Annotated in this window: 14 protein-coding genes; 9 read left to right on the top strand and 5 right to left on the bottom strand. The window is 72.6% G+C overall.

Going from position 1 to position 12,927, the window contains the following annotated elements:
* The first annotated feature begins 18 nt into the window (after positions 1-18).
* From ACFUUZ_RS18340 to ACFUUZ_RS18360, 5 genes are all read left to right on the top strand, one after another.
* The gene (locus ACFUUZ_RS18340; RefSeq protein WP_378697613.1) at positions 19-1,065 is read left to right on the top strand and encodes a YdcF family protein; all 1,047 of its coding nucleotides are present in this window, start codon (positions 19-21) and stop codon (positions 1,063-1,065) included.
* A 245-nt stretch (positions 1,066-1,310) separates the two neighbouring features.
* Positions 1,311-2,378, top strand: coding sequence for an ABC transporter substrate-binding protein (locus tag ACFUUZ_RS18345; protein ID WP_378697614.1), 1,068 nt, complete (start codon positions 1,311-1,313; stop codon positions 2,376-2,378).
* Entirely contained in the window at positions 2,375-3,190 is an 816-nt protein-coding gene (locus tag ACFUUZ_RS18350) for an ABC transporter ATP-binding protein (RefSeq protein ID WP_378697616.1), read from the top strand. The genes ACFUUZ_RS18345 and ACFUUZ_RS18350 overlap by 4 nt, the downstream gene beginning before the upstream one ends.
* Entirely contained in the window at positions 3,187-4,116 is a 930-nt protein-coding gene (locus ACFUUZ_RS18355; RefSeq protein WP_378697617.1) for an ABC transporter permease, read from the top strand. Before ACFUUZ_RS18350 ends, ACFUUZ_RS18355 begins: the two co-directional genes overlap by 4 nt.
* Positions 4,117-4,245: 129 nt before the next feature.
* Entirely contained in the window at positions 4,246-5,184 is a 939-nt protein-coding gene (locus ACFUUZ_RS18360) for a TauD/TfdA dioxygenase family protein (protein WP_378697618.1), read from the top strand.
* 53 nt (positions 5,185-5,237) lie between these two features.
* Here the strand turns inward: ACFUUZ_RS18360 and ACFUUZ_RS18365 are convergent, their stop codons facing one another.
* A complete protein-coding gene (locus ACFUUZ_RS18365; protein WP_378697621.1) occupies positions 5,238-5,663 on the bottom strand; it encodes a DoxX family protein in 426 nt (141 codons plus the stop codon).
* Positions 5,664-5,814: 151 nt separating this feature from the next.
* On the opposite strand from ACFUUZ_RS18365, the gene ACFUUZ_RS18370 reads away from it, so the two are divergent.
* Positions 5,815-5,982, top strand: coding sequence for a DUF4236 domain-containing protein (locus ACFUUZ_RS18370; protein WP_084505282.1), 168 nt, complete (start codon positions 5,815-5,817; stop codon positions 5,980-5,982).
* Between the two features lie 58 nt (positions 5,983-6,040).
* On the opposite strand, the gene ACFUUZ_RS18375 is transcribed toward ACFUUZ_RS18370, so the two are convergent.
* Positions 6,041-6,298 carry a hypothetical protein gene (locus ACFUUZ_RS18375; RefSeq protein WP_378697623.1) on the bottom strand — a complete coding sequence of 86 codons (258 nt, stop codon included), beginning with the start codon at positions 6,296-6,298 and terminating at the stop codon, positions 6,041-6,043.
* 142 nt (positions 6,299-6,440) lie between these two features.
* Between ACFUUZ_RS18375 and ACFUUZ_RS18380 the strand changes: the two genes are divergently transcribed.
* Positions 6,441-8,558, top strand: coding sequence for an acyltransferase family protein (locus tag ACFUUZ_RS18380; protein WP_378697624.1), 2,118 nt, complete (start codon positions 6,441-6,443; stop codon positions 8,556-8,558).
* 2 nt (positions 8,559-8,560) lie between these two features.
* Entirely contained in the window at positions 8,561-9,439 is an 879-nt protein-coding gene (locus ACFUUZ_RS18385) for an alpha/beta hydrolase (protein WP_378697626.1), read from the top strand.
* Here the strand turns inward: ACFUUZ_RS18385 and ACFUUZ_RS18390 are convergent.
* Both ACFUUZ_RS18390 and ACFUUZ_RS18395 read right to left on the bottom strand, forming a co-directional pair.
* Entirely contained in the window at positions 9,426-10,127 is a 702-nt protein-coding gene (locus ACFUUZ_RS18390) for an endonuclease/exonuclease/phosphatase family protein (RefSeq protein ID WP_378697628.1), read from the bottom strand. The genes ACFUUZ_RS18385 and ACFUUZ_RS18390 overlap by 14 nt on opposite strands.
* Before the next feature lie 8 nt (positions 10,128-10,135).
* Positions 10,136-11,275: an acyl-CoA dehydrogenase family protein gene (locus ACFUUZ_RS18395; protein WP_378697630.1), complete on the bottom strand. Its 1,140-nt coding sequence runs from the start codon at positions 11,273-11,275 to the stop codon at positions 10,136-10,138.
* 101 nt (positions 11,276-11,376) lie between these two features.
* Between ACFUUZ_RS18395 and ACFUUZ_RS18400 the strand changes: the two genes are divergently transcribed.
* Positions 11,377-11,958 carry a TetR/AcrR family transcriptional regulator gene (locus tag ACFUUZ_RS18400; protein WP_378697632.1) on the top strand — a complete coding sequence of 194 codons (582 nt, stop codon included), beginning with the start codon at positions 11,377-11,379 and terminating at the stop codon, positions 11,956-11,958.
* Here the strand turns inward: ACFUUZ_RS18400 and ACFUUZ_RS18405 are convergent, their stop codons facing one another.
* A complete protein-coding gene (locus ACFUUZ_RS18405) occupies positions 11,959-12,870 on the bottom strand; it encodes a manganese catalase family protein (protein WP_378697634.1) in 912 nt (303 codons plus the stop codon).
* Positions 12,871-12,927 lie beyond the last annotated feature (57 nt).

Raw genomic sequence — 12,927 nt, forward strand, 5'->3', positions numbered from 1 at the left:
AAGCGGAGGAGGCGGTCGGTGGACCCTGCGGTATTGCTGGTGGCGGGCTGGGCGACGGCGGTGTTCGGCGCGGTGCGGATGCGCCGGGAGCCGCGCCGCCTCTCGACCGGGTTCCTGCTGCTGGTGGCGCTCTCGCTGGTGCTCATCGGTGCCGCGACGGCGGCGGCGCGGGTGGCGGCCCCGGCCGTGCTGGACACCGCCTCGCTGGTCGTGCGCGGGCTGTTCCTGCTCGCGGTGCTCGCCACCGGGTTCGGGCTGCTCGGCAACGGCATCGCGGTCATGCTGCGCGAGGGGGTGCGGCCGATCACGCTGACCCCGGTGCTCGCCGGGCTCGGGCTGCTGGTCCTTCCGGTGGCCGCCGCGCTCACGCTGCGCCGCGGGCCCGAGGTGCCGCCGTGGCTGCTGATCCTCGCCACCGCGACCACGCTGGCCGGGGTGTATCTGCTGGCGCACCTGCTCGCCTTCGCCGGGCACGCGGTGGTCTACGACCGGCTCTCGGACGAGCCGGGCGCCGACGCCATCGTGGTGCTCGGCTGCGGGCTCAACCGCAACAAGGTCACCCCGCTGCTGGCCTCGCGGCTGCGGCGGGCACTGCGGGTCTACCGCGCCGAGACGGCCGCCGGGCACGGCCCGCTCCTCGTCACCTCCGGGGGCAAGGGCAGCGACGAGGCGCTGAGCGAGGCCGATGCCATGGCGACCTACCTCATCCGGGCCGGGGTCTCGGACGAGTCCATCGTGCGCGAGCGGGAATCGCGCAATACCGAGGAGAATCTGCGCAACAGCCTCGACCTGCTGCGCGCGGGCGGCATCGACCTCGACAGCGCCCGAATCACCGTCGTCACCAGCAACTTCCACGTCCTGCGCGCGGCCGCGCTGACCCGGCGGCTCGGGGTGGAGGCACACGTGGTGGGGGCACGCACCGCGCTGTACTTCATCCCGGCCGCGTTCCTGCGCGAGTTCGCGGCGGTGCTCACCACGCACTATCGCCGCGCGCACGTCGCGGTGGCGACGGCCGCCGCGGTCGCCCTCTCGGCCTCCGCTGCGCATGCCTACCTGATCGGCTGATTCCGAGGGTTGTGCGCAGCCCGCGCCGAAGGATTGCCGCGCGGAAAGCCCTGCGGGACAGTACACGGCGACACCGCGCAACCGGCTCGAGGAGGGTGCCGTGGCCCGCACCGACCACCCCGGCACCGCGCTGATCCGCCGACGCGCGATCGACCTGATGCGCACCCCGCACGGCACCTGTCGCCGCTGATCCCGCGCGTCCATCCCCCGTCCTCCCGGCATGCCCGCACCCCGAAGGAACAGCCATGTTCTCCACCGCACGACAACGAATCGCGGCCGCCGCGCTCGCCGCCCTGGCCGGGCTCTCGGTGCTGACCGCCTGCGGCGATTCCGGCACCACGACCACCGCCGACGGCAGGACCGTGCTGCGCTACCAGGGCCAGACCGGCCAGGTGACCCCCTTCGAGCTGGCCGCGGATCTCGGGTACTTCGAGAAGATCCAGCTGCAGTGGGAGGGCGACACCACCAGCGGGCCCGCCAATATCCAGGCCGCGGCCACCAACCAGGTCGAGTTCGGCAGCGCTTTCAACGGCGCGGTGGTGAAGCTGATCTCCGGCGGCGCGAAGGTGACCTCGGTGCTCAGCTCGTACGGGGCCGACGAGAAGTCGTTCAGCGGCTACTACGTGCTGGACGGCTCGCCGATCACCGGCGCCCGCGACCTGATCGGCAAGAAGGTCGCGGTGAACACGCTCGGCGCGCACCACGAGTTCATCACCAGGGAGTGGCTGCACCAGCAGGGGCTCACCGAGGACGAGATCGAGCAGGTGCAGCTGGTCGTGGTGCCGCCCGCCAATACCGAGGACGCGCTGCGCAAGGGGCAGGTCGACGTCGGCACGCTGGGTTCGGTCTTCCGGGACACCGCGCTGGAGCGCGGCGGGCTGCGGCCGCTCTACACCGACAAGGCCATCTTCGGCGAGTTCGACTACGGCACCTACGTCTTCCGCGACGACTTCATCGCCGAGAACAAGGACGCCGTCGCCGACTTCGTGCAGGGCACCGCCCGCGCCACCCGCTGGCTGCAGGTCACCCCGCGCGACGAGGTGGTGGCACGCTTCGCCGCGATCATCGAGAAGCGCGGTCGCCAGGAGAACACCGAGCTGCTGAAGTACTGGAAGAGCTCCGGCCTACCGGTGCCCGGCGCGGTGGTCGCGGAGCGGGAGCTGCAGATCTGGATCGACTGGCTGGTGCGCAACGGCGAGCTGAAGGACGGGCAGTTGAAGGCCACCGACCTGTTCACCAACGAGTTCAACCCCTACTCGAACGGCACCTACCAGCCCACCAGCGGCCCGGCCGGGGAGGTGCTGGCCAAATGAGCACCAAACTAGCGCTGAGCGGGGTCAGCAGGCAGTTCACCGTGCGCGGGTCGGCGGAGAAGTTCACCGCGCTCGACGACATCACCCTCGACGTGCGGGCGGGTGAGTTCCTGGTGCTGGTCGGGCCGAGCGGGTCGGGCAAGTCGACGCTGTTGGACCTGCTCGGCGGGCTGAGCAAGCCGACCTCGGGGCAGATCCTGCTGGACGGTGAGCCGGTCACCGGGCCGGGGCTGGACCGCGGCATCGTCTTCCAGCAGTACGCGCTGCTGCCGTGGCGGACCGCGCGCACCAATATCGAGTTCGGGCTGGAGGCCAAGGGGCTGCGCCGGAAGGAGCGGCGTGAGATCGCCGACCGCTACCTGGAGCTGGTCGGGCTCACCGGGTTCGGCGACCGGTACCCGCACGAGCTCTCCGGCGGCATGAAGCAGCGCGTCGCCATCGCCCGCAGCCTGGCCTTCGACCCCGAGGTGCTGCTGATGGACGAGCCCTTCGCCGCGCTCGACGCCCAGACCAGGGAGGCGCTGCAGGACGAGCTGCTGCGCATCTGGCGCGCCACCGGCAAAACGATCCTGTTCATCACGCACGGCATCGACGAGGCCGTCTACCTGGGGCAGCGGGTGGCGGTGCTGACCTCGCGGCCCGGCCGGATCAAGGCCGTCGTCGAGGTCGAGATCGACCGGGACGGCGGCGAGGACATCCGCTCCACCGAGACCTTCCGCTCCTACCGGCACGAGATCTGGTCGCTGCTGCGCAGCGAGGTCGAGCGCGCCCAGGACCAGGAGCTCCAGCACACCGAGAGGCCGACGTCATGACCAGCGCAGCCGAACTCGTCCGCACGGCGGAGTCCGCCGCTACACCGGAGCCCGGCACCGCGCCCGCCGTCTCCGCACCGGATACCGGTACCGAGGCCGTGCCCGGTACCGGACCGGCGGCCGCGGCGCGCGGTGTCGGCGCCCGGATCGCCTGGCCGGTGCTCCGCACGCTGTGGCGGGTGCTCAAGCCGCTCATCGCCATCACCGCCTTCCTGGCGCTCTGGGAGGTGGCGCCGCGCACCGGGCTGGTGGACGAGGTGTTCCTGCCGCCGTTCAGCACGGTCGCGCAGGCCTTCGCCGACCTGCTCGCCAGTGGCGAGCTGTGGATCCACGTCGAGGCCAGCCTGGGCCGCTCGCTGAGCGGCTTCGCCATCGCGCTGTCCATCGCGGTGCCGCTCGGCATCGCCATCGCCTGGTACAAGCCGGTGGCCGAGCTGCTCAACCCGATCCTCGAGCTCTTCCGCAATACCGCGGCGCTGGCGCTGCTCCCGGTCTTCGTGCTGATCCTCGGCATCGGCGAGACCTCGAAGGTGGCGCTGGTGGTGTATGCCAGCGTCTTCCCGATCCTGCTCAACACCATTACCGGGGTGCGCACCGTCGACCCGCTGCTGATCACGTCGGCGGCCTCGCTCGGGCTGAGCCCGCTGCGGCTGTTCCAGAAGGTGATCCTGCCCGCGGCGATCCCGTCCATCTTCACCGGGCTGCGGATGGCCGCGGCCGGCTCGATCCTGGTGCTGCTCGCCGCCGAGATGGTCGGCGCGCGGGCCGGGCTCGGCTACCTGATCACCGCCGCGCAGCAGAACTTCCAGATCCCGAACATGTACGCGGGCATCCTGGCCATCTCGCTGCTCGGCCTGACCTTCAACGGCCTGCTGGTCGCGCTGGAGCGCCGCTTCTCGCGGTGGCGCGTGCAGAGCGACCGCTGACCTACGGGAGCTTCGACAACCGCATCCCAGAAAGGGTGATCCGATGACCGACCCGTTCGATGCTCCTCGGCGCGGCTGTCGCCCGGCCCGCCCCGCGACCGACACCCCTACTCCCCGAGTGAGCCTCCCATGACCGCAGTCCACGAGAACCCGATCATCACCACCGCCGTCCGGGTCGACCCGGTCGCCGGGCACATCGGCGCCGACATCTCCGGCGTCGACCTGCGCGAACCGCTGACCGACGAGCAGGTGCGCGCCGTCACCGACGCCCTGCACACCTACAAGGTGCTGTTCTTCCGCGACCAGCACATCGGCCACGCCGAGCAGATCGCCTTCTCGCGCCGCTTCGGCGCGGTGACGCCATCGCACCCGTACGACACCGACGCCCCCACCGAGCACCCGGAGATCCTGGCGGTGGACAGCCGGCTGTACGAGAAGCGGTTCGGGGTGCGGAAGGTCAGCTACACCAACCACTGGCACACCGACGTCTCGGCGCTCATCAACCCGCCCGCCGCCTCCATCCTGCGGGCCGAGATCGCCCCGGAGCGCGGCGGCGACACCCGCTGGACCAACCTGGTCGCCGCCTACGAGAACCTCCCCGAGGCGCTGCGCGCCTTCGCCGACGGACTGCGCGCCGAGCACCGCTTCGGCGGCAGCAAACCCGCCTGGTCCGACGACAGCGACTACGCGCGCAAGGTGGCGGCGGCGCCGCTGGTCACCGAGCACCCCGTGGTCCGGGTGCACCCGGTGACCGGAGAGCGCGCGCTCTTCGTCAACCCCGGCTTCACCACGCGCATCGTCGGACTGAGCCCCGCCCAGTCCGACGCCGTGTTGAAGCTGCTCTTCGACCAGATCGCCGAGCCCGCCTTCACCGTCTCGCTGCGGTGGCGGCCGGGAACCATCGCGTTCTGGGACAACCGGGCGACCGCGCACCTGGCGCCCAGCGACCTCGACCACCTCGACGTCACCCGGGTGCTCTACCGCACCACGCTGGAGGGCGACATCCCGGTGGGCGTCGACGGGGAGGCGTCGGTCTCCATCTCCGGCGATCGGTTCACCGGCGCCTGAGCCACGACGGAAGGCCGGCGATCACGTGATCGCCGGCCTTGCGCCTGGATGGTTCAGCGGGAGAGCGCGTTCCGCAGCTCGGCGACGGTGCCGCGGCGCTCGTAGGCGATCCAGGCGAAGATCGCGGCGAGCACCAGCGGGAAGATCGCCATGCCCGGCATGTCGGCGATGAAGGCCTGGGTGCCCGCGGCCAGCACGGTCAGCACCGAGAGCCCGGCGGCGGCCAGCGCGCTCAGCTTGGGCACCATGAGCCCGATGCCGCCCGCGACCTCGGCGACGCCGATGAAGATGAGCAGCGCGAAGGGGATGGAGAGGTTCGCGGAGGCGTTCTCGCTCAGCGTGCCGGGCATGATCAGCTTGGGGGCGCCGGAGGCGATGACGAAGAACAGCCCGAGCAGGATCTGCAGGGTCCACAGCACGCGGTTGCGGACGGTGCCGGGGCGGGTGGCGGTGGCGGCGGGGGCGGTGGCGGTGGTCATCTCGGAGTCCTTCGGTTCGGTGCGGGAGTCATCACATAGGACGGAGCCCCGACGGGAAACTCATCGCCGCGCCGGAGGAATTTTTCGGCGGGCGAAACCCGTTTGGGTCGGCGATGATTGGCTATCCCCAGTGCGAACCAGGGAGGTAGCCATGCCCATCAAGTACCGTCAGCGGAAGTCCTTCGGGCCGCTGAAGTTCAATTTCACCCAGAACGGGATGTCCTCGTGGGGGATCAAGATCGGCCGCTGGTCGTGGAATTCCCGCACCAAGAAGAACAGCGTCGACCTGCCCGGCCCGCTGAGCTGGCGCCAGCGCTGACCCGCATCCCCGCGTACCGGCCCGGAGGCACCCGCCTCCGGGCCGGTACTGCCTCCGCTCACGCGGTGAACCAGGCCGCGAGCAGCAGCACCGACACCGCGGCGTAGACCGGCAGCGCGATCCGCCGCACCCGGGTGGGCAGCGCGAGCGCGCAGACCAGCCCGGCGGGCAGGGCGAGCACCGCGCCGACGATCAGGGCGTAGCCGTGCGGGTCGACGGCCGGGTCGGTCGCGAAGCGCGACTCCAGCACCCGGTACCCGCACAGCAGCCAGAACGCCCCGGAGACGGCGGCGACGATCCCGGCCACGATGCGCACCGCACCACCCTGCCACGGGGCCGCCCGCGGTGCCGGATTCCGACCGGTGCCGGGGGACGTGCACGGGTGCCGACCCCGACCGGGAATAATCGGGAGCGATAACTCGGCGTGTGCCGAACCCGACCCCGATCACGGAGGTGCTGTGAGCACACGCCAGGAGCCACCGGCGCTGACCGGTGCCGCGCCTGCGCCCGCGGCGCGCAGGGCCGGGTACCGGGAGGATCTGGACGGGCTGCGCGGCGTCGCGATCGCGCTGGTCGTGGTGTTCCACGTGTGGTTCGGCCGGGTCTCCGGCGGGGTCGACGTGTTCCTGGTGCTGTCCGGGTTCTTCTTCACCGGGCTGCTGCTGCGCCGCGCGGAGCGGCCGGAGCCGATGGGGGCGGGCGCGATCCTGCGCCGCACCGCGTGGCGGCTGCTGCCCGCGCTGGTGGTGGTGCTGGCGGCGGTCGTGGTCGCCACCGTGGCGCTGCGGCCGTACACCCAGTGGTCGACGCTGGCGGCGCAGACCCTCGCCTCGCTCCTCTACTACCAGAACTGGCAGCTGGCCTGGTCCTGGTCGGACTACCTCGCCGCCGACCCGTCGGTGAGCCCGCTGCAGCACCTGTGGTCGATGGCGGTGCAGGGCCAGTTCTACCTGGCCGCGCTGGTGACGGTGGTCGCGGTGGCCTGGGTGGCGCGGCGCCGGGGCGGCGCGGCGCTGGTGCGCGGCGCGCTGCTCGGCATCGTCGCGGTACTCACCCTGGCCTCGCTGCTGCACGCCACCCGCGGCGCGGCGACCGCGCAGGGCTGGAACTACTACGACAGCCTGGCCCGCGGCTGGGAGCTGTGCGCGGGCGCCGCGCTGATCCTGCTGGCCCCGGTGCTGACGCCGCCGCGGCTGCTGCGCTCGGTGCTGGCGGTGGCCGGGGTGCTCGGGGTCGTCGGCTGCGGCTGGCTGATCCTGGACGGCGCGAACCGCTTCCCCGGCCCGGCCGCGCTGCTCCCGGTGGGCGCGGCGGCCGCGGTGATCATCGCGGGCAACGGCCTCGCGGCGCCGGAGCGGCCGTGGCCGAACCGGCTGCTGGCCACGCGCACCGCGCGGTGGCTCGGCGACATCGCGTACCCGCTGTACCTGTGGCACTGGCCGGTCCTCATCTTCTACCTGGCCGACCGCGGGCAGCCGCGGGCCGGGTTCGGCGACGGGCTGGTCATCATCGGGGTCTCGCTGCTGCTGGCCTGGGCCACGCACCGGTGGATCGAGGAGCCGCTGCGCGAGCGGGCCGCCGCCGCCCCGGCGGCGCGTGAGCGTGGTGCGGCCGCCCCGGCGGCGACGCAGCCCGGGGCGCGCGCCGGGGTGCTGGCGCTGGCGGGGGTGGTGCTGGTGGCGAGCGGCGGCTGGCTGGTGGTCACCGACCGGCTGCACCCCGCCTCGGCGGTGGCGGCGCTGGACGAGCGGCTCTACCCGGGCGCCGAGGCGCTGGTCGCGGGCGCGGCGGTCCCGCAGATGCGGATGCGCCCGACCCTGCTGGAGGCGGCCGCCGACGCGCCGCCGCCCACGCACGACGGCTGCATCGCGGACTGGGACACCCGCGAGGTGGTCAGCTGCGTCTACGGCGACCCCGACGCCGGGCGCACCATGGCGGTGGTCGGCAGCTCGCACGCCGAGCACTGGCTGCCCGCGCTGCAGGTGCTCGCCGCCGAGCACTCCTTCCGGATCCAGGTGTACCTGAAGATGGGCTGCCCGCTCACACTCGACGACAACGTCACCTACAAGGGCGAGCCGATTCCCGACTGCCGGGACTGGTCGCGCGAGGTGATCGACCGGCTCGGCGCCGAGGCCCCGGACTGGGTCTTCACCACCGGCACCCGCCCGCGCGCCGACCTCGGCGACGAGACCCCGACCGAGTACCTGGACGTCTGGTCGGCGCTCTCCGACCGCGGGCTGCGCACCATCACCATCCGCGACACCCCGTGGCTGCGCCGCGACGCCGTCCGCTACAAGGCGGTGGACTGCCTCGCGGGCGGCGGCGACCGGCTGAGCTGCGGCATGCCGCGCGGCGCCGCCCTGGACGCGGTGAACCCGCTGCTCGAACCGGCCTCGCACTACCCGGCGGTCTTCCCTATCGACCTCACCGACGCGGTCTGCGAGCCCGAGGTGTGCGCGGTGGTGGAGGGCAATGTGCTCGTCTACCACGACGAGCACCACCTGACCTCGAGCTACTCGCGATCGCTGGCGGGCCCGCTCGGCCGGGAGCTGCAGCCGGTGCTGAACTGGTGGTGAGCGTGCGGTACCGGCGCGTACTGGTCGGCGCGCTGCTCACCGTGGCCGCGCTGGTGATCGGCTACGGCCCGAACGAGCCGGCGGCGCCCGCGGCGGCCGGGCTCGGCTCCGCCGCGGGCGGCGCCCCGCTGCGCATCGACTACGGCCCGGCGGCCGACACCTTCGGCGAGCTGTACCTGCCCGCCACCGGCCGCGAGCCGTTCCCGGTGGTGGTGCTGGTGCACGGCGGCGGCTGGTCGCAGTACCGCAACCGCACCGAGGCGGCGCCGCAGGCGGTGGCGCTGGCCGCGCACGGGGTCGCGGTGTGGAACGTGGAGTACCGGCGGGTGGGCGGCGCGGGCGGCTGGCCCACCACGCTGCACGACGTGCGGGACGCGGTGAACGCGCTGGCCGGGCCGGTGCACGACCGGGTCGGCGGGCTGCTCGACCTGGGCCGGGTGCACCTGGCCGGGCACTCGGCGGGCGGGCACCTGGCGGCCTGGGTGGCCGGGCAGCCGGTCGACCCCGCGGTCAGGGTGCGCAGCGCCACCCTGATGGCCGCCGTGCTCGACCTGGAGTTCGCGGTGCACAACGGCCGCGACCGCTTCGTGCGCGGCCTGCTCGGCGGCGCGCCGGACGAGGTGCCTGGCCGCTACCACTTCTCCTCCCCCATCGAGCACCTGCCGACCGGGGTCGCCGTCACCGCGGTGCACGGCGACGCCGACCGGGTGGTCTCGCCGGAGCAGAGCCGCCGCTACATCGCCGCCGCGGAGCGCGCGGGCGAGCGCACCGCGCTGCGCATCCTGCACGGCGCCGGGCACGCCGACTTCATCGACACCACCTCGCTCGCCTGGCACACCGCCCAGGCCGCCATCCTCGGCTACGCGGCTACCCTGCGCTGACGGTGCCGCACACCGGGTTGTGGTCGCTCAGGCCGCCCCCGTCGAGCACCCGCACCGCGGCCGCGACCGCCCCGCGCGTGACGATGTGGTCGATGAACTGCGACTTTCCGGCGCCGGTGCGCGGGCGGGTCGGGCGTTCCGGCGGGAGCTCGGCGACGGCGAACTTCGGGCCCAGCCCGGCGGCGACCGTCGCCCGGTCGGCGTTGAAGTCGCCGAGCAGCACCGCGGGCCCACCTTCGGCGAGGTCGGCGAGGGCCGCCAGCTGGCCCGAGCCGCGCCGGTCACCGGTCACATGCGTGGCGACCACGGTGAACTCCCCGGCCCGCACCACCAGCGCGCCCTTGCCCGGGTCGTCGCCGAACGCCGCGCCGAACACCGGGACGCTCTCCGGCCCGGCCAGGACCACCAGGTACTCGTCCCGCTCGCGGAGCACGGTCGGCACCCGCTTCGGCCGCGGCACCCGCGGATAGCGCAGGGTGTGCACCGTGCGCTCGCCCGCGACCGCGCGCAGCGCCACCAGCTGGTCACCGCTGACCTCCTGCAGCGCGATCACCGCCGCGTCCAGCTCGGCCACCCGCTCGGCGACGGCGGCGATCCTGGCGGCCTCGTCCGGCCAGCGGACCGCGACCTCCTCGTACCAGTTCTCGGCGTGCACGCGGTGCAGGACGTTCCAGGTGGCGAAGCGCACGAGCCACCCTAGCCCGCGAGGTGCCTGCTGATCACCAGCCGCTGGATCTGGTTGGTGCCCTCGAAGATCTGGGTGATCTTGGCCTCGCGCATGTACCGCTCGACCCGGAAGTCGCGGGTGTAGCCGTAGCCGCCGAGCACCTGCACCGCGTCGGTGGTGACCTGCATGGCGGCATCGGTGGCGACCAGCTTGGCCACCGAGGCGTGCCGGGAGTAGGCGAGCCCGGCGTCGCGGCGGCGGGCGGCGTCGAGGTAGGTGGCGCGCGCGGAGTCCACCGCGGCGGCCATGTCGGCGAGCAGAAAGCCGAGCCCCTGGTGGTCGATGATCCTGCGGCCGAACGCCGTTCGCTCCTGCGCGTACGAAACCGCCTCGTCCAGCGCGGCCTGGGCCAGCCCGACCGCCACCGCGGCGATCCCGAGCCGCCCGGAATCCAGTGCGCTGAAGGCGATCTGCAGCCCTTGGCCCTCGGCACCGATCCGGCGCTCGGCCGGGAGGAAGGCGCCGTCGTAGTGCGCGGAGGTGGTGGGAACGGCGTGCAGCCCCATCTTCTCCTCCGGCCTGCCGAAGCTCAGCCCCTCCAGCTCGCCGGGCACCAGGAAGCAGGAGATGCCCTTGGAGCCATCGCCGGTGCGGGCGAAGAGGTTGTAGAAGTCGGCGATGCCGCCGTGCGTGATCCAGGCCTTGGCGCCGGTGACCCGGTAGCCGCCGTCCTCCGGGACCGCCCTGCAGGCCAACGCGGCGGCGTCCGACCCGGCCTGCGGCTCGGAGAGGCTGTAGGCGCCGATCGTGTTCCCGCCGAGCATCTCCGGCAGCCAGCGCTGCTTCTGCTCCTCGGTGCCGAAGGCGAGCAGCGGGTGGCAGGCCAGGCTGTGCACGCTCACCGCGACCGCCACCGCGGCCCAGCGCGCGGCCAGCTCCTCGAGTACCTGCAGGTAGACCTCGTAGGGCTGGCCGCCGCCGCCCCACTCCTCCGGGTACGGCAGGCTGAGCAGCCCGGCCGCGCCGAGGGTGGCGAAGACGCCGTCGGGGTAGGTCTCGGCCTTCTCGTGCTCGTCGGCGATCGGGGCGAGCACCTTGTCCGCGAGGTCGCGGGTGAGCCCGATCAGGTCGCGCGCCTCATCGGTGGGCAGGAGTCGGTCGACGGCCACGGGCTCTCCTCGAACTCGATACGGGTACCAGTACTCGATAACAGTCGAGAGTACTGTCGATGCGGACAGTACTGCAAGAAGCCGCGCAGTACTATTCCCTCATGGACCAGCCGACGGCCTTCGCGACGGCCCGCCGCACCGAACTCTTCGACGAGCTGCTCGCGCTGTTCCTCGCCGAGGGCTTCGCGCACCTCACCCTGGACGCCATCGCGGCCAGGCTGCGCTGCTCCAAGTCGACGCTCTACACCCTCGCGGGCAGCAAGGAGCAGCTGGTCACCGCGGCGACGGTGCACTTCTTCAAGCGCGCGACCGACGCCGTCGAGGCGAGCGTAGCCCGGACCGATGGACCGCGCGAACGGATCGCCGCCTACCTGACCGCGGTCGGCGCGGCGCTCGCGGCGGCCTCGGAGCGGTTCATGGCCGACCTGGACGCCTTCGCCCCGGCCCGCGCGGTGTACGAGCGCAATACCGGGATCGCCGCGCGGCGGGTGCAGGAACTCATCGACGCGGGCGTCGCCACCGGCGAATTCCGCGGCGTGCACGCCGCGTTCGCCGCCGAGTTGGCCGCGACCATGATGGTGCGGATCCAGCAGGGCGGCGTCCGGGCGGGTACCGGGCTGGACGACGCGGCCGCCTACCGCGAGCTCGCCTCGATCCTCACGCACGGCATCAGCGCGCGCTGATCAGGGCTTGGTCGGATCCAGGGTGTCCTTGATCTTGCCGACCAGCCCGCCCTCGGTGCCGAGCGCCGTCGAGCGCGGCTTGCCCATCGACCCGTCGTAGGTGGCGTACAGCAGCGGATCCGGCGCGGGTGCCGACCCCTTCTCCCCCAGCGGCTGCGGGTCGGCCAGGAAGCGGTTGGTGTGCTTGCCGTCCGGCGCGGTGCCGAACGCCCAGCGGCCCTGGTCCGACGCGGTGCCGTCGGAGAGGTGCCAGAGCGTCTCGGCGTGCTCGGTGTACTCCTCGTCCTGCAGCGCCGCGGGAGTGACCACCTCCTCGACCCCGTCGGCCTTCAGCTCCTCGATCGCGGCCAGCCACATGTTCTGGTGGTAGGTGTCGCGGGCGAGGTTGAACCGGAGCATGTCCTTCACGCCCGGGTCGTCGGTCATGTTGTACAGCCGCGCGGTCTGCAACCGGCCGTGCGACTCCGCCGCCACGTTCGCCCGGAAGTCGGCCAGCAGGTTCCCGCTCGCCACGATGAACCGGCCGTTCCACGGAACACCGTTGGAATCGGCCAGCGTCGGGCCGCCGCCGGAGACGATGGCCTGCTGGGGATCCATGCCCGCGAGCACCGCCGCGACGACCGGGTCGCCCGCCGCGGCCTCGGTGGAGTGCGTGGCCGGGGCGCCCTCCAGCAGCCGGGCGACCATGGTCGCGATCATCTCCACGTGACCGATCTCCTCGGTCGCGATGTCCATGATCAGATCTTTGTACTTGCCGGGCATGCGACAGTTCCAGCCCTGGAACAGGTACTGCATCGTCACCGTCATCTCGCCGTACGCGCCCCCGATCAACTCCTGGAGCTTGCGCGCGTACACCGGGTCCGGCTTCTCGGGCTTGGCATCGAACTGCAGATGGTCGGTATGACGGAACACGGGGGACCTTCCCTTCGCACGACGGGTCGTTTCGAAGGCGCGGCTACCTCCCGCCAC

Origin of the sequence: Nocardia sp. NPDC057353 (assembly GCF_042667085.1) — a bacterium.
GTDB lineage: Bacteria > Actinomycetota > Actinomycetes > Mycobacteriales > Mycobacteriaceae > Nocardia.

Coding starts and splice junctions, on each gene's coding strand:
- ACFUUZ_RS18360 (WP_378697618.1), top strand. CDS start 4,246: ATGACCGCAGTCCACGAGAACCCGATCATCACCACCGCCGTCCGGGTC.
- ACFUUZ_RS18350 (WP_378697616.1), top strand. CDS start 2,375: ATGAGCACCAAACTAGCGCTGAGCGGGGTCAGCAGGCAGTTCACCGTG.
- ACFUUZ_RS18365 (WP_378697621.1), bottom strand. CDS start 5,663: ATGACCACCGCCACCGCCCCCGCCGCCACCGCCACCCGCCCCGGCACC.
- ACFUUZ_RS18370 (WP_084505282.1), top strand. CDS start 5,815: ATGCCCATCAAGTACCGTCAGCGGAAGTCCTTCGGGCCGCTGAAGTTC.
- ACFUUZ_RS18355 (WP_378697617.1), top strand. CDS start 3,187: ATGACCAGCGCAGCCGAACTCGTCCGCACGGCGGAGTCCGCCGCTACA.
- ACFUUZ_RS18400 (WP_378697632.1), top strand. CDS start 11,377: ATGGACCAGCCGACGGCCTTCGCGACGGCCCGCCGCACCGAACTCTTC.
- ACFUUZ_RS18345 (WP_378697614.1), top strand. CDS start 1,311: ATGTTCTCCACCGCACGACAACGAATCGCGGCCGCCGCGCTCGCCGCC.